The sequence below is a fragment of the Cryobacterium sp. PH31-AA6 genome (assembly GCF_030063195.1).
GTDB lineage: Bacteria > Actinomycetota > Actinomycetes > Actinomycetales > Microbacteriaceae > Cryobacterium.
On record NZ_JASISS010000007.1, the window covers coordinates 120,168 to 141,960 of the forward strand.

Consider the following 21,793-nt stretch of genomic DNA (forward strand, 5'->3'; position numbering starts at 1 on the left):
GAGCATCCTCCAAACAAGGTGAATTCTTCTCACTAGTCTCACCCCGCGGGCCGGGAAACGCGAGGGCGAATTCACCGCTCGGCGGTGATTTCACAGGTTGCGGAGGTCAGGCCCCACGGTTGCGGCGCCGACGGAACGCGACGATGTTCTCGCTCCGCCGCCAGCGAGGCCAACTGCCGATGGCGCGCTGCTGCGGGAGGCTCCAGCCGTAACGGGCCGCGAGCACGCGGATGACGGTCGTCACCACGACGCAGCTGATCCCGGCGATGGTGATCGGAACCTGGAGAACGAAGAGCACCACGAGCAGGCCGCTGCCGACGCCGGCGGCGACGGCATAGAAGGAGCCGACGTGCATGACCGCGATCGGCACGTTGAGCATCATGTCGCGGAGCGCCGATCCGCCCACGGCCGTGATCACGCCCACGAAGAGTGCGGGGATCTCCGGTAGTCCATGAGCGAGGGCCTTGCTGGTGCCGAGGGCGCCGAACAGTCCGATCGTCACGGCGTCGAGGGTGATGATGAGCGGTCCGAGCCGGTTGAAGAGGCTCTGCAGGAGCATGCCGAGCAGCGCCGCGGCAGCCGACACCGGCAGATACCAGTTGCTCTGCAGGGCGGCAGGCACCCCGTCGAGCAGGATGTCGCGGAGGAGTCCGCCGCCGAGTCCGACGGTGATGCCGATGAAGGCGATCCCGAGCAGGTCGAAGCGCCGATCGGTGAAGCGCCCGGCGAACATGGCGCCCTGGATCGCGCCGATCGCGACGGCCGTGAGGTCCAGCCACAGCGGGATCGTGAAGGAGGTTTCGGGCACACCCAATGAAACCATTGAAACTCCGCCTACGGCGCGCACGACGTCATCCGTCGTCGCAGGTGGGAGAATCGAGCTGTGCCTGTTTACCGTGATGAAGCCGTCGTGCTGCGCACCCACAAACTGGGTGAAGCAGACCGCATCGTCACCATGCTCACCCGCACGCACGGGAAGGTGCGCGCGGTAGCGAAGGGGGTGCGGCGTACGGCCTCGAAGTTCGGGGCGCGGCTCGAGCCGTTCATGGTCGCCGACGTGCAGCTCTACGAGGGCCGCAGTCTCGACATCATCACCCAGGCCGAGTCCCTCGGTTCCTATGGTGCCCAGATCACGGCCGACTATCCCAGCTATACGGCGGCCAGCGCCATGGTCGAAACGGCCGACAAACTGACGGAGTCCGAGGGGTCGTTGCAGCAGTACCTGCTGCTGGTCGGCGCCCTGAGGTCTCTGTCCCGGCAGGAGCACGGGGCCGGCCTCACCCTGGATTCCTATCTGCTCCGCGCTCTGTCGATGGCCGGCTGGGCACCCAGTTTTCAGGACTGTGCCCGGTGCGGGGCCCAGGGCAGCCACTCGGCGATCGTGGTGCAGGTCGGCGGGATCGTCTGCGACGACTGCGCCGCTCCGGGCTCGCCGAGGCTGGACGCCGAGACGATCGGCCTGCTCAGTTCCCTGCTCACCGGGGATTGGGAGCACGCCGAGTCGACCGCAGAGAAGACCAGAGCCCAGGCCACCGGGGTGGTGGCCGCGTACACGCAGTGGCACCTCGGCCGCGGCCTCCGATCGTTGGAGCATGTCAGTCGATGACCCCGAATCCGTTCGCGCCCAAGTCGTTCACCCACAAGGACGCGATGCCGTTCAAGCCCCTGGACTGGACCGGGCTCTACCCGCCGAACCTGCCGGCGAAGGTCATCCCTGAGCATGTCGCTGTGGTGATGGACGGCAACGGCCGGTGGGCGAATGCCAGGGGACTGCCCCGGGTGGAAGGCCACAAGGCGGGGGAGGCCGCGCTGCTCGACGTGGTCGCCGGCGCCATCCAGATCGGGGTCAAGCACCTGAGCGTGTACGCGTTCTCCACCGAGAATTGGAAGCGCTCACCCGACGAGGTGCGCTTTCTGATGGGGTTCAATCGGGACGTGCTGCACCGAAGGCGTGACCAGCTCAATGAATGGGGGGTGCGCGTGCGGTGGGCCGGACGTAAACCCCGGCTCTGGGCATCCGTCATCAACGAACTGCAGTTCGCCGAACGGCTGACGCGGGGAAACGACGTGCTCACCCTGACCATGTGCGTGAACTACGGCGGGCGCACCGAGATCGCGGATGCCGTGCGCGCCCTCGCCGAGGACGTCGCCTCCGGCCGACTGAAGCCGTCAGGCATCACCGAGAAGTCGATCCAGCGGCACCTGTACACCGCAGACCTGCCCGACGTCGACCTCTTCGTTCGCAGCTCGGGGGAGCAGCGCACCAGCAACTTCCTGCTCTGGCAGAGCGCCTACGCGGAGATGGTCTTCCTCGACACGCTGTGGCCGGACTTCGGCCGGGTCGACCTGTGGCGGGCGATCGAGCTCTACGCCTCCCGCAATCGTCGCTACGGCGGTGCCGTGGACGCGCCTTCCGCCTGACGCCCGGGGCGGCCCCGCCCGGTGGTCGAGCCTGTCCGAGACCGGTCCGGCACCAGCCCGCGCCTCTTTCCGCAGCCCGCGCCCGCCGTCGCGGGCGCGCCCTGCCATCCACGTAGCGGAGGCGGAGCATCCGTCGCGGACGGGCTCGACCACCGGGGCTCGACGGGCTCGACCACCGGGGCTCGACGGGCTCGACCACCGGGGCTCGACGGGCTCGACCACCGGGGCTCGACGGGCTCGACCACCGGTGTGGCTCCTCCTGCGGTGTCGATGGCAATGCTAGGTTTTGCATCAAAAGCGAGGAGTCCACTCATGGCGAAGAAGATTTATACCCCCGACCAGCAGATCGACCGGCTGCGGGTCTACAACCTCGTCGCGGGGAGCCTGCACCTGCTGCAAGCCATCGGCTTCGCGATCGTGCTAACGATGCTCAGTTCGCAAGTGCTCTTTGCCGTCACAGCCGACTACCTGGCCGGCCCTCCCGGAGTCCCCATCCCGCCCGAGCGCGTCACGGTTTTTGAAGTGAACATCGGAGTCGGCGTGGTGGCATTCCTCGCCCTGAGCGCGTTCTTCCATTTTCTCATCTCGAGCCCCTGGTTCTTCGGCCGGTACAAGGGCGGGCTGCTACAGAGCCGCAACTACTTCCGCTGGACCGAATACTCGCTGAGCTCCTCGATCATGATCTGGCTGATTCTGGCCATCAACGGGGTGACCGACATCGCGGCGCTGTTCGCCGTCTTCGCGGTGAACGCCGCGATGATCCTGTTCGGTGCCCTGCAGGAGAAGTACGAGCAGCCGGGATCAGGCGGAATGCTGCCCTTCATTTTCGGGTCGATGGTGGGCATCGTGCCCTGGATCCTGATTCTGATCTACTTTCTCCGGCCCGGCAGTGCGAACGAGGTTGCGGCACCCGGTTTCGTCGTCGGCATCGTCATCTCGCTCTTCGTCTTCTTCAACACCTTCGCCATCAACCAGTGGCTGCAGTACAAGCAGGTCGGAAAGTGGAAGAGCTATCTTCAGGGCGAGCGCACGTACATCACACTGAGCCTGGTCGCCAAGACTGCCCTGGCCTGGCAGGTCTTCTCGGGGGCGATCATTCCCGCGATAACGGGCTGACCGGGCGGAGCGGGGGCCCTGGTCTCGACAAGCTCGACCACCGAACGACGAATGCGCCGCCGCCACGTGGATGGCAGCCCGCGCCCGCAACGGCGGGCGCGGGCTGCGGAAAGGGGCGCGGGCTGACGCTGGGGACAGGTCGCGACGTGCTCGACCGCCGGGACGGGAATACTGTGCGGGGTTCGCTGTTTGGCTCAGAGTGAGTGAATCCATCAAAGTAGACATCTGGTCCGACGTTCAGTGCCCCTGGTGCTACATCGGGAAACGCAAATTCGAGGCCGGGGCGGCCCTCTTCGACGGCGAAGTGGAGGTCGAGTACCACAGCTTCGAGCTGGCGCCCGATACCCCCGTCGACTTCGACGGCAGCCCGGTCGACTACCTGAGCCAGCGGAAGGGCCTGCCCGTCAATCAGGTCGAGGAGATGCTCGAACGCGTCACCGGGATCGCAGAGAGCGTTGGCCTGCACTACGACTACGATTCCGTGCACCAGACCAACACCGTCATCTCGCACGAGCTGCTCCACTACGCGAAGGCGCACGGCCGCCAGCTCGATATGAAGGAACGACTCCTCAAGGCCTACTTCGTCGACGGCCTGCACGTGGGCCGGATTGACGATCTTGCCGACCTGGCCGCGGAAATCGGTCTCGACCGTGCCGACGTCGTGCGGTCGCTGACCGCCCACGAGTTCCTTGCCGACGTCAAGGCAGACGTGGCACAGGCAAACGAGTACGGAATCCAGGGCGTTCCCTTCTTCGTCATCGACGGGAAGTACGGAATCTCCGGAGCCCAGGACCCTGATACCTTTGCGCAGGCTCTCCGCCAGGCAGCCACCGAGAAGTCCACCGCAGCACCCGCCAGATAATCCCAGGAGTAGAACAGATGACTGAACAGTCCATCGCGACCACGGCGACCACGCCAGTTGTCACGCCAGATGCAACGAGCGTCCCGACCATCGAACTCCTCGGCGAGGCCGGCGGCGGATGCTGCGGAGGCGGCTCCTGCGGCATCTGACGATTCCCTGCGCCGGCACCACGCGGCACCGCGCGGCACCGCTCGGCCTGCGCGTCGGACGGTGCCGTCCGCCATGGGAGAATTGATCGACATGACTTCTGAAATTGCGACCAACCGGGCCGCGCCGCTCTCGATCGGCCCCCTCACGTTGGATGTCCCCGTCGTGCTCGCGCCGATGGCCGGCATCACCAACACCGCGTTCCGCAGGCTCTGCCGTGAATTCGGCGCCGGGCTCTACGTCAGCGAGATGATCACGTCCCGCGCGCTGGTCGAGCGCACACCGGAATCGATGCGTCTGATCAACCATCACGAGAGCGAATCCACTCGCTCCATCCAGCTCTACGGGGTCGACCCCAAGACGGTGTCCGACGCGGTCACCATGCTGGTCGCCGAAGACCGAGCGGACCACATCGACCTCAATTTCGGTTGCCCGGTGCCGAAGGTCACCCGCAAGGGAGGCGGAGCGGCCCTGCCCTGGAAGCTCGGCCTGTTCCGTCAGATCGTCGAAGCCGCGGTGACCGCTGCCGGCGCCGTGCCGGTTACGGTCAAGATGCGCAAGGGCATCGACTCCGACCACCTCACCTACCTCGAGGCAGGCAAGGCCGCCGAGGGGGCAGGTGTCGCAGCGATCGCGCTCCACGCCCGCACGGCGTCCGAGTACTACTCCGGCGAGGCCGACTGGTCGGCGATCACGACCCTGAAGAACACCATCACGAGCGTCCCCGTGCTCGGAAACGGCGACATCTGGTCCGCCGATGACGCCCTGCGCATGGTCGCGGAGACCGGATGCGACGGAGTCGTCGTCGGGCGAGGCTGCCTCGGCCGCCCGTGGCTGTTCGGCGACCTCGCGGCCGCCTTCCGCGGCCAGCAGGCAGGAACAGAAACCGAAACCCAGACCGCGCTGATCCAGCCGAATCTCGGCCGCGTTGCGGAGACCTTCCGACGGCACGCGGAGTTGCTCACCGAGTTCTTCGACAGTGAAGAACGAGCCTGTCGGGACATTCGCAAGCATGTCGCCTGGTATTTCAAGGGCTACCCGGTCGGCGGCGACCTGCGGGCGAGTCTCGCCTCGGTCGTGTCGCTGGCACAGCTTGACGACCTGCTCGGCACGCTGGACTGGCAGCAGGAGTACCCCGGCGCCGGCGCCGAGGGACCGCGCGGCCGCGCCGGGAGTCCGAAGAAGACGTCACTGCCCGAACGCTGGCTCGACTCCCGAGAGATCATCGGCGCGGAACGGGCAAATCTGACCGAGGGCGAAGGGGACACCAGCGGTGGCTAACGAGACCGGGTACGGCAGCAATGACGAGGAACGCTGGCTTCCGGAGGTGCACGGTTCGCGCCGCAGTGACTTCGCGCGCGACCGCGCCCGCCTCCTGCACTCCAGCGCCCTGCGCCGCCTCGCGGCGAAGACCCAGGTGCTCAGCCCGACCGCGGGCCTGGACTTCGCCCGCAACCGGCTCACCCACTCGCTCGAGGTCGCCCAGATCGGGCGCGAGCTCGCGCTCCGGCTCGGCCTCGACCCCGACATCGTTGACACCGCCTGCCTCGCACACGACATCGGACATCCGCCGTTCGGCCACAACGGGGAGAAGGCGCTCAACGCGTGGTCCCTGGACATCGGCGGCTTCGAAGGAAACGCGCAGACGCTGCGCCTGCTCACCCGGCTCGAGCCGAAGGTCTTCGGCGACGATGGCCGCAGCTACGGCCTGAACCTGACCCGGGCCAGCCTCGACGCCAGTTGCAAATATCCGTGGCCGGAAGACTCCTCGGTCGCCGACCCCAGCGGGCGCGCCAAGTTCGGTTTCTACCAGGACGACATCGCCGCCTTCGAGTGGATGCGCGCCGGCGCACCGGAACGTCGACTCTGCATCGAAGCCCAGGTGATGGACCTCTCCGACGACATCGCCTACTCGGTGCACGACTTCGAAGACGCCGTGGTCAACGGCTACCTGGACATCGGCGAACTCGGCGAACGGGCCAGCACCGAGCTCGTCTCCTCGATGCATTCCTGGATCGGCGGGGCCGTCTCCCACGCCGAACTGGCGCTGGCCTACGACCGGCTCGGCGCCCTCGACTACTGGCTGCACGGCTGGACCGCCGGTCGCCGTGACCAGGGCAGGCTGAAGAACCTCACCAGCCAGCTGATCGGCCGATTCTCCGGCGCAGCGGTACGCGCCACCCGCCAGGCGCACTCGGAGGAGCAGCTCATCCGGTTCGGGGCACACGTGGTCGTGCCGCAGGAGGTGCAGGCCGAGATCGCCGTGCTCAAGGGAATCGTGGCCGCCTTCGTCATGTCCAGGAACACCCGCCAGCCGATCTACCAGCAGCAGCGGCAGGTACTCACGCTGCTCGCCGAGCGCCTGAACGCCACCGGCGACGAGCACCTCGATGCCGGCTTCCGCGAAGACTGGCACGCCGCCGCGGATGACGCGGCACGCAAGCGAGTGGTCGTCGACCAGGTTGCCAGCCTCACCGACCAGTCCGCTCTGGCCTGGTACGAACGTCTCGTGCAGAACTGACCATGGGCAGGACTAGCATTCAGCTATGGCTGGCCTGATTCGACAAAGTGACATCGAAGAGGTCAAGGCCCGCACCAACATCGCGGATATCGTCGGGGACTATGTCACCCTGAAGTCTGCCGGCGTCGGTTCGATGAAAGGGCTGTGTCCCTTTCACGACGAGCGGAGCCCGAGCTTCCATGTGCGTCCCCAGGTCGGGTTCTACCACTGCTTCGGCTGCGGGGAGAGCGGCGACGTCTACTCCTTCCTGCAGAAGATGGACCACGTCAGCTTCAGCGAGGCCGTGGAACGCCTCGCCGGTCGGGTGGGGATGGAACTGCACTATGAGGGCGGCGGGGACGCACCGGACCACACCAACCGCTCCCGCCTCTACGCGGCCAACCAGGCTGCCGCCGAGTTCTTCGTCGAACGCCTCGGCAGCGCGGGAGCACAGGTCGGACGAAACTTCCTCGGCGAACGCGGCTTCGATTCTCAGGCCGCCGCCCTGTTCGGCGTCGGATTCGCGCCCAAGAGCTGGGACGAACTGACCAACCACCTGCGCGGGAAGGGCTACTCGACCGAGGAACTGACCCTCGCCGGCCTGGTCTCCAGCCGCGAGGGATCGAGCGGCGTGTACGACCGATTCCGCGGGCGGCTCGTCTGGCCGATCCGGGACATCACCGGCCAGACCATCGGCTTCGGTGCGCGCAAGCTGCTCGACGACGACAAGGGCCCCAAGTACCTCAACACCCCCGAAACCCCGATCTACCACAAGGCCCAGGTGCTCTACGGGCTGGACCTGGCCAAACGCGACATCTCCCGCAATCACCAGGTCGTCGTCGTGGAGGGCTACACCGACGTCATGGCCTGCCATCTCGCCGGGGTGACCACCGCCGTCGCCACCTGCGGTACCTCGTTCGGTGTCGACCATATCAAGGTGCTGCGCCGGGTCCTCGGTGACGACAGCGGGGTCGGCGAGGTCGTGTTCACCTTCGACCCGGATGCCGCCGGTCAGAAGGCCGCGATGCGCGCCTTCAGCGAGGAACAACGCTTCTCCGCCCAGACGTTCGTCGCCGTGGCCCCCGAGGGGCTCGACCCCTGCGACCTGCGCCTCCACCGCGGGGACGATGCGGTGCGCCGCCTCGTGGATTCGAAGAAGCCGATGTTCGAGTTCATGATCCGTCAGTTGCTCGGCCAGTTCAATCTCGAGACCGTCGAGGGTCGGGTCGGAGCGTTGCGCCAGGCCGCTCCGCTGGTGAGCGATATCCGCGACCCTGCCCTGCGCCCCGGGTACACCCACGAGCTGGCGCGCATGCTCGGGATGGAACTCGGCGAGGTCGCCAAGGCAGTCTCAACGGCACTGTCGCGCACTCGGTCGGCCGGCGGCGCGAATTCCGCGGCGCAGGGCCAGGACGGCGGGCGCCACGACGGCACGGACGAGACACCGCGCGAACAACCGTTCTCGATGACCAACCTGTCGACCGACCCGGTCACCCGGCTGGAGCGGGACGGGCTGATGGCGATGCTCCAGCGCCCGGTCCTGGTCGGCGCGGACCTGATCCAGCGTGCCGTGCTGACCACCTTCGCGCAGCCCTCCCTGGCCGTCGTGCGCGACGCCGTCGCGGCCAACCTCGAGCATCACGGCGCCGCCGACTGGCTGGACCGGATCGTCGCCGATGTGCCGCCGCCACTCGAGAACCTGGTCAAGGAACTCGCCATGGCGCCGCTGCCCGAGCGCAGTGAGCGGGAAATCAGCCGTTACGTGCGCGACATCACGGTCGCCCTCGTCGACAAGGACCTGCTCCGGCAGAAGGCGGAGCTGCTCGGGCGGCTACAACGGGCGGATGCCGCCGATCGAGACGTCTACGTTGCCCTTCAACGTGAACTGGTGCGGGTCGAAGCCGAACGGCGCAACCTCCGCGAGGACTAGTCCCGTCGGTCCGTTTCGCCTCCGGCGCAACGTTGCAGCTCGATAAAGATGCTCCTTCCTTGACGGACGAATCGCGCATTCTGTGCTATTTCTTTCCTTACAGCTATGCCGGGTGCCGCGCTTATCGGTGCCCGTGCCTGGATTTTTCAGAGGAAGAGGCTCACGGATATGGCATTCTCATCCACTCCCCGCGCTCGAGGGCTGAGCGCAGCGGCGGTACTCGCCGTCGCCGCGCTGGCCCTGACGGGCTGCTCCGCCGGTGGAACCACCGACGGAACCGCAGGCGGAACCACCGGCGGCGCGATCACGATCGGCACGACCGACAAGGTCACCACTCTCGACCCGGCCGGTTCGTACGACAACGGCTCGTTCGCCGTGGCGAACCAGGTCTTTCCGTTCCTGATGAACACGCCGTACGGCAGCCCGGATGTGGAGCCGGACATTGCGACCAAGGCCGAGTTCACCGCCCCGAACGAATACACGGTCACCCTGAAGAAGGGGCTCAAATTCGCCAACGGCAACGACCTGACCAGCTCCGACGTCAAGTTCAGCTTCGATCGCCAGCTCAAGATCGCCGCAGACAACGGTCCGTCCTCGCTGCTGTACAACCTCGACAGCACGGAAGCGCCGGATGACACCACGGTCGTCTTCAAGCTCAAGGCCGCCGACGACCAGATCTTCCCGCAGATCCTGACCAGCCCAGCCGGTCCGATCGTCGACGAGGAATCCTTTTCGGCCACCGAGCTCACGCCTGACAACGACATCGTCAAGGCCAACGCCTTCGCCGGCCAGTATGTCCTGGCCAGCTACGACTTCAACAACCTGCTCTCCTACAAGGCGAACAAGGACTACCAGGGCCTCCTCGGACCGGCGAAGACCGACGTCGTCAACGTCAAGTACTACTCCGATGCGTCCAACCTGAAGCTCGATGTGCAGGAAGGTAACATTGACGTCGCGTTCCGCAGCCTCTCCGCTACCGACATCGATGACCTCCGCGGAAACAGCAAGGTCAAGGTCGTTGACGGACCCGGCGGCGAAATCCGCTACATCGTCTTCAACTTCGACACCCAGCCGTACGGGGCGAAGACGCCGGAGGCCGACCCGGCCAAGGCTCTCGCCGTTCGCCAGGCCGTCGCCGACCTCGTCAACCGCGAGGAGCTCGCCAAGCAGGTCTACAAGGAGACCTACACCCCGCTGTACTCCTACGTTCCCGCCGGTCTGACCGGTGCCAACGAAGCCCTCAAGGGCCTCTACGGCGACGGAAACGGTGGCCCGGATGCGGCCAAGGCGCAGGCCACTCTCGAAGCGGCCGGAGTCACGACCCCGGTAGAGCTGAACCTGCAGTACAACGCGGACCACTACGGCCCCGGCTCCGCCGACGAGTACGCACTCGTCAAGGACCAGCTGCAGTCATCCAAGCTGTTCACGGTCAAGCTGCAGTCGACCGAGTGGGTTCAGTACGCCAAGGACCGCACGGCCGACGTGTACCCGGCATACCAGCTCGGCTGGTACCCCGACTACTCGGACGCTGACAACTACCTGACGCCGTTCTTCCTGGAAGGCAACTTCCTGAAGAACCACTACACGGATGCGGCCGTCGACGACCTGATCCTCAAGCAGGCCGTCACTGCGGATGTCGCCGAGCGCACCAAGCTGATCGGGGAGATCCAGGACAAGGTCGCGGCCCAGCTGTCGACCGTGCCTCTCCTCCAGGGCGCGCAGGTCGCTGTGACCGGCACGAACGTGACCGGCACGTCGGACACGCTCGACGCCTCGTTCAAGTTCCGCTACGCGGCACTGGCGAAAGGCTAGTCAATAAGAGGCTAGAGTTTCTCTAATTTGAAATCCGGGGGCACCCAGCGCGCACGATTGCTGAGTGCCCCCGACCCTTTCCAAGCGATAGGCAGGCATGACCACTGTGGCAGCGCGCCCACCGGCCCAAAAGGCCCCTCGGCGCAAACGGACCTCTTCGGGTGGCGGGATCGGGCGGTACATCCTGATCCGGTTCGCCCTCATTTTTCCCACCATCTTCATCCTCGTCTCGATGGTGTTCTGGCTGATGCGGGCCACCGGTGACCCCATCACGGCGGCCCTCGGTGGGCGCCTCGGGCCAGATCAGCTCGCGGAACGTATCCAGGCGGCCGGCTACGACCGGCCCATCCTCGTGCAGTACTTCGAGTACCTGGGGCAGATCTTCACCGGCAACTTCGGCACCACGATCAGCACCAACAAGCCGGTAACCGATGTGCTCCTCACATCCGGAGTTGCCACGGCGGAGCTGGTCCTCTACTCGCTGGTCGTTGCGTTCATCATCGGTATCCCGCTCGGGCTCGTCGCCGCATACTGGCGTGACAAGACACCCGATGCGTTCCTGCGTATCTTCGCGATCCTCGCCTACGCCACGCCCGTTTTCTTCTCCGCGCTCCTGCTCAAGCTCGTTTTCTCCGTCTGGCTCAAGGTGCTCCCTGTCGCCGGGCGCGCGTCGACCGGTTCTGAGCTGCAGATGCAACTCCTTCCCGGCAAGACGGGCATCTACACCATCGATGCCCTGCAGACCGGCAACCCCGCGATCCTCCTCGACGTGGTGTCGCACGCCGTGCTTCCCGCACTCGCCCTGGGACTGCTCACCGCCGGTGTCTTCCTCCGCCTCGTCCGCACGAACGTCATCGGCACCCTCGGCGCCGACTACGTCGATTCCGGGCGCTCCCGCGGAGTCAGCGAGTACCGGCTGGTGACCAAACACGCCTACCGACCGGCGCTCATCCCGATCATCACCGTGATCGGCCTCCAGATCGCGCTGCTGCTCAGCGGAGCGGTCCTCACCGAAACGGTCTTCGAGTGGAAGGGCCTGGGCTTCCAACTGGCCCAGTTCCTCACCGCCCGAGACTTCGTCGCCGTGCAGGGCATCGTCGCCCTGCTCGCCGTGATCGTGGCACTGTCCAACTTCGTCGTCGATATCATCGCCGCAGTCATCGACCCGAGAGTGAGGTACTGATATGAGTACCACGACCATGGTGCCCGGCGTTCGCAAGCGCAGCCTCTGGAGTCGCCTGCCCGTCGTGGCGCAGTTGAACCAAAGTGTGGGACTACAACGGGGGATGCTCGTCACCGGTCTCGTGCTCACGGCCAGCTTCGTCCTCACGGCCATTCTGGCGCCCCTGATCTCGCCCTTCGGCTTCAGCCAGCTGCGTGACGCGAACGGCGCCTTCGGCGCCCAGAACCCCCCGAGCGCCTCGCACCTTCTGGGCACCACCGTCGGCGGCTACGACGTACTGTCTCGGGTGATCTGGGGAGCGCAGACGGCACTGATGGTGATCATTATCGCCGTCATCCTGTCCATCTTCGCCGGCGTCCTGCTCGGCCTGGTCTCCGGGTACTTCGGTGGCTGGCTCGACCGCCTGTTCGTCGTCGTCTTCGACGCCGTGTACGCGTTCCCGTCGCTGCTGCTCGCCATCGTGATGTCGATTGTGATCTCGGGAGGCCGTTCCAACCTGATCGGCGGTGTCCTCGCCGCGGCCATCTCGATCACCACCGTGTTCATCCCGCAATATTTCCGGGTGATCCGGGCGGAGACCGTGCGGATCAAGGCTGAGGCCTACGTCGAATCGGCGCGAGTCCTCGGGGCGAGCAACTCCCGGATCATGTTCCGCCATGTGCTGCGCAACGCCACCCGTACTTTGCCGCTGATCTTCACGCTCAACGCGTCGGAGGCGATTCTCACCCTCGCCGGACTCGGCTTCCTCGGCTTCGGCATCGAGCCGTCCGCCGCCGCCGAATGGGGCTACGACCTCAACAAGGCCGTGTCGGATGTCTCGAGCGGCATCTGGTGGACCGCGCTCTTCCCCGGCGTGGCCATCGTGCTGGCCGTGCTCGGCATGACCCTTGTCGGTGAGAGCCTCAACGACCTTGCCGACCCCCGATTGCGCGGCCGTCGATCGGTGGCGAAGTCCTCCGGGGTGGTGGCCGAAACCTCGGTCGCACCAGGCGGCACCCTGACTGACGAATCCGAGGTCCCCCAGTGAGCGACGTACTGACCATCACCGACCTGGGAATCTCCTTCTCCACCGATGCCGGAGCGGTGCGCGCCGTCGATGGTGTGAGCCTGCGGGTGGCTCCCGGCGAGGTGCTCGCGATCGTCGGCGAGAGCGGCAGCGGCAAGACCGTGACCGCAAAAACCATTCTCGGCCTGCTCCCGGAGACGGCCACCGCCTCAGGTGTCGTCCTCCTCACCCGGAAAGACGGCTCCAGCGAGCACGACATCCTCTCGATCGGCAAGTCGACACTGCGCCAGGTGCGCGGCACCGACGTGTCCATGGTCTTCCAGGAACCATCGACCGCGCTGAACCCGGTCTACACGGTGGGCTGGCAGATCGCGGAGGGCATCCGCGCACACGGCAAGTTCAGCCGGAAGGAGGCGAAGGCGAAGGCCATCGAGATCCTCGGCCGGGTCGGCATCCCCGACCCGGAGACACGCGTGAACTACTTCCCGCACCAGTTCTCCGGCGGCCAGAAACAGCGCGTCGTGATCGCCATGGCACTCGTGCTCGACCCCGGCCTGATCGTCGCCGACGAGCCCACCACGGCCCTGGACGTGACGGTTCAGGCGGAGATCCTCGACCTGCTCCGCCAGTGCCGGGACGAGTTCGGCACCGCCATCGTGCTGATCACCCACAACATGGGTGTTGTTGCCGACCTCGCCGACCGGGTGGCCGTGATGTACCAGGGCAAGGTGGTCGAGGAGGCCGATGCGCAGACCCTCTTCTCCTCGCCGCAGAACGACTACACCAAGCGCCTCCTCGCCTCCGTTCCGCACGTCGGCCAGGGCATCGCACACGCCGTGGTGCGTGCGGAGGCCAGGGAACCGGCCTGGCTGGAACTTCCGCCGGTCGTCGTGGCCGACAACCTGACCATCGAATACCCCGGCCGCTTCGGCCGGGCCGGCTTCCGGGCGGTGGACGGGGTGAGCTTCGTCATCCGTCCCGGCGAGGTGCTCGGGCTGGTCGGCGAGAGCGGATCCGGAAAGACGACCACGGGACGCGCCATCGCCGGCCTGACCCGGGTGACCGGGGGCTCGCTCACCGTCCACGGGCACGAAATGCTCGGGTTCAGGGAGCGCGAGTTCAAGAAGTTCCGCAGCGATATCGGCTTCGTCTTCCAGGACCCGGCGTCGAGCTTCAATCCGCTGCTCACGATCGCGGAATGCGTCGCTGAGCCGCTGATCGTGCACGGCCGGGCCAAGAACCCCATCGGGGCCCGCAGCCGCGTCAACGAATTGCTCGAGGCCGTGCAACTGCCCCGGGCGTACGGCGACCGTTACCCGCACGAGCTGAGCGGGGGCCAGCGGCAGCGCGCGAGCCTGGCCCGGGCTCTGGCACTCGAGCCGAGCCTGCTGATCGCCGACGAGCCCACCTCGGCTCTGGACGTGTCCGTGCAGGCCAGGGTGCTCGAACTGTTCGCGGAACTGCAGAACGAATTCGGATTCGCCGCGCTGTTCATCAGCCACGACCTCGCCGTCGTCGACATCCTCGCAGACCGGATCGCCGTGCTGTACAAGGGGAGACTGGTCGAGGAGGGCACCGGCGCCGAGGTGCTCGGCGCTCCGAAGGATCCGTACACGCAGCGGCTGCTCGCCTCCCTGCCCGTGCCCGATCCGGCCGAGCAGGCCGACCGACGGGAGAAGCTCCGCCGGCTGCGTGCGGCAGGATAGGAGGTATGACTCGCGGCACGGCACCGATTTTCCCCGTCTCGACCAGCGATCTGACGATCGAGTATCCGCCGCACGGAGTGAGCCCGGCCCATGTCGCGGTGCACGGGCTCACCCTGCAGATCGAACGCGGCGAGGTGCTCGGGCTGCTCGGGGAGAGCGGTTCGGGCAAGAGCACCCTCGCGAGCGTCCTCTCCGGCGCGGCGTACGCCCCCGGTCTCGGGAGCGCCCGCCCGATCATCACTGGGGGAGAGGCCACCGTGCTGGGATTCCGGATGCGCCGGATCGGCCGTCGCAAGCTGGCCCGACTCACCTTCGGGGTCGGTCTGCTCGAACAGAACGCCGCTGCCACCCTCCCGGCAACCATGACGGTCGCCGAGATCGTGGCGGAGCCGGTGCTGGAGCGTGACCGGCGGTACAACCGCCGGGCCCTCGACACGCTGGTCGCGACCATGGTCGACGCCGTCCGGCTGCCGTTGGCGGTGCTGCCGCGGTACCCCTATGAGCTGAGCAACGGGCAACGCCAACGTGTCGCCCTCGCCAGGGCGCTCGTCTTCGGCCCGTCCCTGCTGATCGCGGACGAGCCCACCGCGGGCGTCGACGTGACCGTGCGCGATGCCGTGATCGACCTGATCCTCGAATTGCAGCGGGAACGGTCGTTCTCGGCGCTCGTGATCAGTTCGGACCTCACGGTGCTGCGACGGGTGGCGAATCGGGTCGGTGTGCTCTACCAGGGGGTGCTCGTCGGCCTCGGCACCATCGATGAGGTATTCGACGACCCGTGGCATCCGTACGTGGCGGGACTCGCCGCGGCCCTCACCGGCCTCGAGTCCGAGTCCGAGTCCGAGTCCGACGATGAAACTGACGATTACGAGGACGACATGTTCGACGACGACGATCACGACGAAAGCGGTAATCATGCAGAGCACTCCTGAGCCGGACGAAGCGGGGACGGGGCCGGGGCCGGCTGCTCAGCACCGGGCCGTGCTCGCCGAGGGTGCCGCACCGCTTCCGGAGGGCAGTCGGCCGACGATCGGGCCGATCGCCGTGATGCCGCGTCCCGCGGAGGTCTTCACCACGGCCGTGCGGGCGGCCGGCGGCGAGGTCGCGGAGCTGTCGCCGGCCACCAGAGGGCTGATCTGGCTGTCCTACCGCCAGGCAGACCTGCTCGGGTCCACGCTGGCCGCACATCCCCAGATCCAGTGGGTGCAGCTGCCGTGGGCAGGCGTCGACGCGTTCAGCGGGATCCTGGCCGAGCAGGACCGGCCCGACCTGCTCTGGACCAGCGCCAAGGGCGCCTACGCCCAGCCGGTGGCGGAGCACGCGCTCGCCCTGTCCCTTGCGCTCTTACGGGTATTGCCGGCGCGGGTCAGGGCCTCGAGCTGGAGCACCGTGCCGGAGGGCCGCTCGCTCTATGGGCGTTCGGTCGTGATCATCGGCGCCGGAGGGATCGCCCTCGAGCTCATCCGGCTGCTGGAGCCGTTCGGGACCAGAATCACCGTGGTGCGCCGCAGCGACAAGCCCGTGCCCGGCGCCGACCGTACCGTTGCCACCGGCGCCCTGGCCGAGGTTCTGCCCGGCGCGGACCTCGTCATCGTCGCGGCCGCCCTGACCAAGGACACCCGCCACCTGATCGGGGCAGCCGAACTCGCCCTGATGCGCCCGGACGCGTACCTGGTCAACATCGCCCGGGGGCCGCTGGTCGACACGGATGCTCTCACGGCGGCCCTGGCCGGCGGCGTGATCGCCGGCGCTGCCCTGGACGTGACCGATCCGGAACCGTTGCCGGACGGACATCCGTTGTGGGGCGAACCCCGGTGCCTGATCACACCCCATTCGGCCGACACGCCCGAGATGACCGCACCGCTCCTTGCCGAGCGGATCCGTTTGAATGTGCGGGCTTTCCTTGCCGATGGCCGATTTGTCGGGGTCGTGGATCCTCGCACCGGCTACTGAAACCCCCCGCCGGCCACGGGATCCCCGTCTCGATTTGGTTCACGGCCAACTCTTTTGTAAAGTAGCAACGCTGTTCAAGCATTCCTCGATAGCTCAATTGGCAGAGCAGTCGGCTGTTAACCGACAGGTTCTTGGTTCGAGTCCAAGTCGGGGAGCGAAAGGCCACCTAGGGCTCCACCCCGGGTGGCCTTTTTTGTCCCCGGGGCGCAGCGATGGTCAGGAAAGGCGAAGTCCATGGATGTTTGGTTGATCGCGAGCATCGTGCTGGCCGCTCTCTCGGTGTTGCTGTTAGTCCTTTGGCTGCGGGCGCGCCGACGCGCGACCAACCAGTCTGCGGCGGAACGGGTGCGAATCGAGCTCGAGTTGAGTCTCGCGGAGCAGCAGGGCAGGCTCGGCATCATCCGTGAGCTTCAGGACGGTGCCGTGCTCTCGATCGCCCGCCTGATCACCGGGGCCGAGGCGGTCAGGTACACGGCCGTGAGCGACCCGTCCGGCGCTGTCCGGGCCGCGACGGCCCTGGCGGAGGACGGTCGCGTCGCCCTCGCGGATATGCGCCGAGTACTCACCATCGTGCGGGAAGGCGAATCCGTGGCGGCCCCGCGGCCCGGTCTTCAATCGGCGCAGGACCTCTTCCGGGTGATGCGCGACGCCGGCCTCGTCGTCGGATTCGATGAGTCGGGTGACCGCTTTCCGCTCAAGCCCGGCGCGGAGCTGGCCATCTTCCGCATACTCCAGAGTGCGCTGGCCAATTCCCTCAAACACGGTGGCTCGGGCACGGAGGCGAAGATCTCCTTCACCTGGACGCAGGATGGCCTGCAGCTGCAGGTCGACGACGACGGTATTCGCGCCGCGGCACGGCGCATTACCTCCGACGAGAACGAGCTGGCCGCCCGCACCAGATACACGATCGACGACGACCTCAACGCGCTCAGTGAGAGCATCAGTGGGGCTGGAATAACCCAGATGCGGGAGCGTGCCGAACTCTTCGGTGGAGTCTTCAACGCGGGTACGGTGCCCGGCGTTGGGTTCTCCGTATCGGCAATCTTTCCCTCGCTGCGTTTTCACAACGGCATCCACGGAGTCAACCTGTCCCGATGAGCGAACCTGCCCCGGTGCGTTCTTCCCGGGTTCAGTCTTCGAGGTTGTCGACCCCGGGCACCCAGTCGAGGCCGGGAATGCCCCAGCCACGCTTGCGCGTGACCTTGGCGGCGATCTTCGCGTAGAAGTGCTCCAGTCGGTCCACATAAAGTGTGCCGTCGAGGTGGTCGAACTCGTGCTGGAAGATGCGGGCCAGCCAGCCCTCCGCGTGGATCTCGAATGGCTTCTGGTCCAGGTCAACGGCGCGCAGGATGGCTGAGGTTGACCGAAGGAGCGGAAACCGCTCGCCCGGGTAGGACAGGCATCCTTCGACGTCCTCGTCCTCATCGGCCTCGCCGGCCGGCACGGGTGTGATCCACAGTTCCGGGTTGATGGCCACTCCACGCCACGAATGGTCGTCGTCATCGACGTAGCTGTAGGTGAAGAGCCGGAGCGGCACCCCGACCTGGGGTGCGGCGAGCCCGACGCCCGGTGCGGCATCCATCGTCTCGAACATGTCCTGCACGAGGACGCGTAATTCGTCGCCGAAATCATCGACGGGGGAAGCGGGGGAGTGGAGAACGGGATCTCCGGAAATTACAATCGAACGCACGGCCATTCAGCAAGGATATCGGGCTGGTTCTCGATAGGGTCATTGAGTGACCCCCGACCTGACCGACTTGGCTGTCGAACTCACGATCGATCCGCGCCAGGCCATCGGAATCCCGCTCGCCCTGGTCGGCGCAGTCTTCCTCTCGCTCGGGGCGCAATTCCAGCACCGCGGGGTGACCAAGGTCGAGGCGAGTACCGTCGAGGTCACCGGCGGACTCAACCTCCGTCAGCTGGCGCTGCTCCTCGGCCGGCCCTCCTGGGTGCTCGGCACCGTGATGCTCGGCCTGGCCATCGTCTTCCAACTCTCGAGCCTCAACTTCGCGCCGATCATCGTTGTACAGCCCCTGGGCGCGGTCGCCCTGGTGATCACGTCGATCCTCAACGCGCGGGTGTCCGGGGTGCAGGTCAACCGGGCGTCCAAGCTCGCCATCGGCATGTGCGTCGGCGGGGTGGGCCTGTTCGTGACCGTCGCCGCGTTCACCGCCATTGACAAGCCGGTCACGGACTCGAACCTCCTCACTATCCTGGCCATGCTGGCCGGCGTTCTGGTGGTCTTCGGAGGCTTGTTCGTGTTCCTACGAACCCGGTTCCCGGCGATTCTCTACATCATTGGTGCCGGCGTGCTCTATGGCTTCGTCGCCACCCTCGCGAAGGTGATCATCAGCCGCACCCAGAACGGCAACTTCGAGTGGTTGACACTGACCTGCGTCGCCGGCCTTCTGCTGGGCGCGACCCTCGGCGCGTACTTCGTGCAGAACGCCTACGCGTCCGGCCCGCCAGACCTGGTGATCGCCGGCCTGACCGTGGTCGACCCGTTGATCGCCGTCGGGATCGGAATCGTCGTGCTCGGCGAGATCGCGCAGGCGCCCGCCTGGGCTGCTGTGGCGTTCATCGTGGCCGGCGCCATCGCGATCTACGGGGTGTTCCTGCTGGCCAGGCACCACCCGCAGTCCGCCGTCTAGACTCGTGTGCGGGCTGTCCCGGCGTAGTTCCGATGACGCGCGGAGAGCACGGATGCCGGTGTACACGGCGGCTTAGAATAGGCTGCTAGAAGACCTCGTCGGCATCCGCGCCGACAAAAACCTGAATTTCGCGCCGGATGATGACCTCCGGCCCACTTACGTTGGGACAATTCCACTTGTCAGATTCGACCGATTTGCCGACCTACGCCGCCCGCGTCGCGTCGACATCGAAGAAGCCAATTCGGGTTCTCATCGCCGCGGACACCTTCGCCCCTGACGTCAACGGTGCCGCTCGATTCGCCGAGCGCCTCGCCGCCGGGATGGTAGCCCGCGGTCACGAGGTGCAGATCATGGCTCCGGCCCCCTCCCGCAAGCACGGCACCTGGACCGAGATCCACGAAGGCCAGTCCATGGTCGTTCACCGCCTGAAGAGCTGGCGTTGGTACCCGCACGACTGGTTGCGCTTCGCCCTGCCCTGGCTGATCCACGCGGAAAGCCGCCGCATCCTCGACACTTTCAAGCCCGATGTCGTGCATTTCCAGTCGCACATCAACGTGGGCCGCGGGGTCACCATCGAGGCCGCGAAGCGTGGCATCCGCATCATCGGCACGAACCACTTCATGCCGGAGAACATGCTCGAGTTCACGCTCCTGCCCAAGTGGCTGCACGAACGCATGATCAAGGGAGCCTGGAAGGCCGCGCGCCGCACCTTCGGTCGGGCGGAAGCGGTGACCACCCCGACCGTGCGTGCCGCCGAATTCCTCGAGCGCTACACCGGACTCGAGGGTGTCCTCGCGATCTCCTGCGGCATCGACGCGCACAACTACGTGCCCAGCTTTGAGCCGCGCACCGAGAACAGAATCCTCTTCGTCGGACGGGTCACGGGAGAGAAGCAGATTGATGTGCTGCTCAACGCCGTCACGTTGCTCTCGCCCGACCTGAACGTGAAGGTGGAGATCGTCGGCGGCGGTGACCAGAAACGTAACCTCGAGCACCTCGCCCAGACCCTGGGCATCCGCAACAAGGTCACATTCACCGGGTATGTGACCGATGAGGAGCTACGCGCCGCGTACACCCGATCCACGGTCTTCGCGATGCCCTCCATCGCGGAGTTGCAGAGCATCGCCACGATGGAGGCCATGGCCTCCGGGCTTCCCGTCGTCGCCGCTAACGCGATGGCCCTGCCGCACCTCGTGCACGATGGACAGAACGGCTACCTGTTCGAACCGGGCAGCGCGCGGGACATGGCAGACAAGCTCACGAAGGTGCTCACCGCAAACCCAGACGATCTCACCGCGCTCAAGCGCGAGTCTCTCAAGTTGATCGGGGCGCACGACATCAACCGCACTCTGAACACTTTCGAGAGCCTGTATCGTGGGGAACCCGTAGTCGACACGATCACCTCTCAGGCTGCCGCACACTCCCCGGAGTAACCGCGGTTCTGGGGCGGTAGCTCAGCTGGTTAGAGCAGCGGACTCATAATCCGTCGGTCCCGGGTTCAAGTCCCGGCCGCCCTACTGTAAAACTTGCTTTGATCAGGTTGTTTAGTTGTCGCTGAAGTGGCGAGACTTGAACCCATTGTCATGCGGACCTGGGTTCAAGTCATTCGGGCTCATTCGAAGTAACGGTTGATCAGCATTTCTTGTTTCGATTCCCGTGCAATATTTGATGCGGTCACCGTTTATTCGGCCGCACCTGCCTGGTCTTGTCTCTTGTTGACGAGGTTCACGTCCCGGTTGGGATGGTCTGGGATGACCTCGAGCGCCTTCGACCTTGTTGCAGTACAATGCAACACAGGAGGAATGAGATGTCGACAACGATTGCAGACACGCGCCGGTCAGTCGGGTGGACGGTTCGTGATCTCGCTGAGAATCTGGGTGTTGCACCCAGTACGGTCACGCGAATGGAACAGTCCGAGCGGGACGACCGGATTCAGCTCGGAACTCTCAAGCGTGCCCTGGCTGTGATGGGGCGACGTGCCCGCGTGGAGGTCGTCAACACTCGTCGTGAAGAGAGGGTGACGATGGAACTGCATCGCGCTCTCGCGAACAGGCTCAGGACCGATCCGAAGGCTGTGCTTGATGTGGTGCCGGACAACCTCGTTCGCCTTCGGGCTCGGCTTCGTTCCCCGATCGGGCAGAAGTGGGTGGATCGTTGGGCCGAGCTTGTAGATGGTCCCGTTGACCTACTCATCCTGGGCATGCTCGCGGACACTCCCGAGGGTCGGGAACTCCGACAGAACTCGCCGTTCGCCGGCGCTCTCACTCAGGGCGAGCGGGTCGCAGCAATCGAGCGGGCTAACCAAGAATGAAACGCAGGGAGCTCGAGGAGGCGATCCGGCACGCCACCAGGGTCACTGAGCAACGCGAGGTACTCGTCATTGGCAGCCAGGAATGCCGCGCAGGCAGCCCTCAAAGCGGATCTGGTAGCCCGCTTGCATGCCGGGCACATCGGCGACTCGCTCCATGCGGGCTCGCCGTTCCCTCTGCTCGCTGCGGCCTGTTCG

At 66.1% G+C, this 21,793-nt stretch carries 20 protein-coding genes and 2 tRNA genes; 20 read left to right on the forward strand and 2 right to left on the reverse strand.

What is annotated here, in order from left to right; translation table 11 throughout:
• Positions 1–106: 106 nt before the first annotated feature.
• Positions 107–823 (reverse strand): trimeric intracellular cation channel family protein, encoded by a 717-nt coding sequence (locus QMG61_RS07700; protein WP_283493755.1) that lies wholly within the window; start codon positions 821–823, stop codon positions 107–109.
• A gap of 60 nt (positions 824–883) precedes the next feature.
• Here QMG61_RS07700 and recO point away from each other — a divergent pair, with 60 nt between their 5' ends.
• The 16 genes from recO to QMG61_RS07780 all read left to right on the forward strand — a co-directional run bounded on the left by recO (position 884) and on the right by QMG61_RS07780 (position 17,734).
• On the forward strand, positions 884–1,606 hold the full coding sequence (recO, locus tag QMG61_RS07705; RefSeq protein WP_283493756.1) for a DNA repair protein RecO: 723 nt from the start codon (positions 884–886) through the stop codon (positions 1,604–1,606).
• Positions 1,603–2,421 carry an isoprenyl transferase gene (locus QMG61_RS07710; protein WP_283493757.1) on the forward strand — a complete coding sequence of 273 codons (819 nt, stop codon included), beginning with the start codon at positions 1,603–1,605 and terminating at the stop codon, positions 2,419–2,421. The genes recO and QMG61_RS07710 overlap by 4 nt, the downstream gene beginning before the upstream one ends.
• A 312-nt stretch (positions 2,422–2,733) precedes the next feature.
• Positions 2,734–3,537 carry a heliorhodopsin HeR gene (heR, locus tag QMG61_RS07715; protein ID WP_283493758.1) on the forward strand — a complete coding sequence of 268 codons (804 nt, stop codon included), beginning with the start codon at positions 2,734–2,736 and terminating at the stop codon, positions 3,535–3,537.
• Positions 3,538–3,736: 199 nt separating this feature from the next.
• Complete coding sequence (locus QMG61_RS07720; RefSeq protein WP_283493759.1) at positions 3,737–4,399, forward strand: DsbA family oxidoreductase; 663 nt, start codon at positions 3,737–3,739, stop codon at positions 4,397–4,399.
• Positions 4,400–4,416: 17 nt separating this feature from the next.
• Entirely contained in the window at positions 4,417–4,548 is a 132-nt protein-coding gene (locus tag QMG61_RS07725) for a hypothetical protein (protein WP_283493760.1), read from the forward strand.
• Positions 4,549–4,639: 91 nt separating this feature from the next.
• Positions 4,640–5,827 carry a tRNA dihydrouridine synthase DusB gene (dusB, locus tag QMG61_RS07730; protein WP_283493761.1) on the forward strand — a complete coding sequence of 396 codons (1,188 nt, stop codon included), beginning with the start codon at positions 4,640–4,642 and terminating at the stop codon, positions 5,825–5,827.
• Positions 5,820–7,067 (forward strand): deoxyguanosinetriphosphate triphosphohydrolase, encoded by a 1,248-nt coding sequence (locus QMG61_RS07735; protein WP_283493762.1) that lies wholly within the window; start codon positions 5,820–5,822, stop codon positions 7,065–7,067. Before dusB ends, QMG61_RS07735 begins: the two co-directional genes overlap by 8 nt.
• 25 nt (positions 7,068–7,092) lie before the next feature.
• On the forward strand, positions 7,093–8,976 hold the full coding sequence (gene dnaG / locus QMG61_RS07740; protein WP_283493763.1) for a DNA primase: 1,884 nt from the start codon (positions 7,093–7,095) through the stop codon (positions 8,974–8,976).
• A 168-nt stretch (positions 8,977–9,144) separates the two neighbouring features.
• Positions 9,145–10,788: an ABC transporter substrate-binding protein gene (locus tag QMG61_RS07745; RefSeq protein ID WP_283493764.1), complete on the forward strand. Its 1,644-nt coding sequence runs from the start codon at positions 9,145–9,147 to the stop codon at positions 10,786–10,788.
• Positions 10,789–10,885: 97 nt separating this feature from the next.
• Positions 10,886–11,971: an ABC transporter permease gene (locus QMG61_RS07750; protein WP_283493765.1), complete on the forward strand. Its 1,086-nt coding sequence runs from the start codon at positions 10,886–10,888 to the stop codon at positions 11,969–11,971.
• Position 11,972: 1 nt separating this feature from the next.
• Complete coding sequence (locus QMG61_RS07755; RefSeq protein WP_283493766.1) at positions 11,973–12,998, forward strand: ABC transporter permease; 1,026 nt, start codon at positions 11,973–11,975, stop codon at positions 12,996–12,998.
• Entirely contained in the window at positions 12,995–14,683 is a 1,689-nt protein-coding gene (locus tag QMG61_RS07760) for an ABC transporter ATP-binding protein (RefSeq protein ID WP_283493767.1), read from the forward strand. The genes QMG61_RS07755 and QMG61_RS07760 overlap by 4 nt, the downstream gene beginning before the upstream one ends.
• Positions 14,684–14,688: 5 nt before the next feature.
• Positions 14,689–15,615: an ATP-binding cassette domain-containing protein gene (locus QMG61_RS07765; RefSeq protein WP_283493768.1), complete on the forward strand. Its 927-nt coding sequence runs from the start codon at positions 14,689–14,691 to the stop codon at positions 15,613–15,615.
• A complete protein-coding gene (locus tag QMG61_RS07770) occupies positions 15,599–16,636 on the forward strand; it encodes a D-isomer specific 2-hydroxyacid dehydrogenase family protein (RefSeq protein ID WP_283493769.1) in 1,038 nt (345 codons plus the stop codon). The genes QMG61_RS07765 and QMG61_RS07770 overlap by 17 nt, the downstream gene beginning before the upstream one ends.
• Before the next feature lie 82 nt (positions 16,637–16,718).
• Positions 16,719–16,791: transfer RNA gene (locus QMG61_RS07775), tRNA-Asn, on the forward strand.
• Positions 16,792–16,870: 79 nt separating this feature from the next.
• Positions 16,871–17,734 carry a sensor histidine kinase gene (locus QMG61_RS07780; RefSeq protein WP_283493770.1) on the forward strand — a complete coding sequence of 288 codons (864 nt, stop codon included), beginning with the start codon at positions 16,871–16,873 and terminating at the stop codon, positions 17,732–17,734.
• A 31-nt stretch (positions 17,735–17,765) separates the two neighbouring features.
• On the opposite strand, the gene def is transcribed toward QMG61_RS07780, so the two are convergent.
• The gene (gene def / locus QMG61_RS07785; RefSeq protein WP_283493771.1) at positions 17,766–18,332 is read right to left on the reverse strand and encodes a peptide deformylase; all 567 of its coding nucleotides are present in this window, start codon (positions 18,330–18,332) and stop codon (positions 17,766–17,768) included.
• A 40-nt stretch (positions 18,333–18,372) separates the two neighbouring features.
• Here def and QMG61_RS07790 point away from each other — a divergent pair, with 40 nt between their 5' ends.
• The 4 genes from QMG61_RS07790 to QMG61_RS07805 all read left to right on the forward strand — a co-directional run bounded on the left by QMG61_RS07790 (position 18,373) and on the right by QMG61_RS07805 (position 21,598).
• Positions 18,373–19,287: a DMT family transporter gene (locus QMG61_RS07790; protein WP_283493772.1), complete on the forward strand. Its 915-nt coding sequence runs from the start codon at positions 18,373–18,375 to the stop codon at positions 19,285–19,287.
• Between the two features lie 176 nt (positions 19,288–19,463).
• Positions 19,464–20,720, forward strand: coding sequence for a glycosyltransferase (locus QMG61_RS07795; RefSeq protein WP_283493773.1), 1,257 nt, complete (start codon positions 19,464–19,466; stop codon positions 20,718–20,720).
• Between the two features lie 10 nt (positions 20,721–20,730).
• Positions 20,731–20,804 (forward strand) — tRNA-Ile (locus QMG61_RS07800).
• A gap of 290 nt (positions 20,805–21,094) precedes the next feature.
• On the forward strand, positions 21,095–21,598 hold the full coding sequence (locus QMG61_RS07805; protein ID WP_283493774.1) for a helix-turn-helix domain-containing protein: 504 nt from the start codon (positions 21,095–21,097) through the stop codon (positions 21,596–21,598).
• Positions 21,599–21,793: the final 195 nt, after the last annotated feature.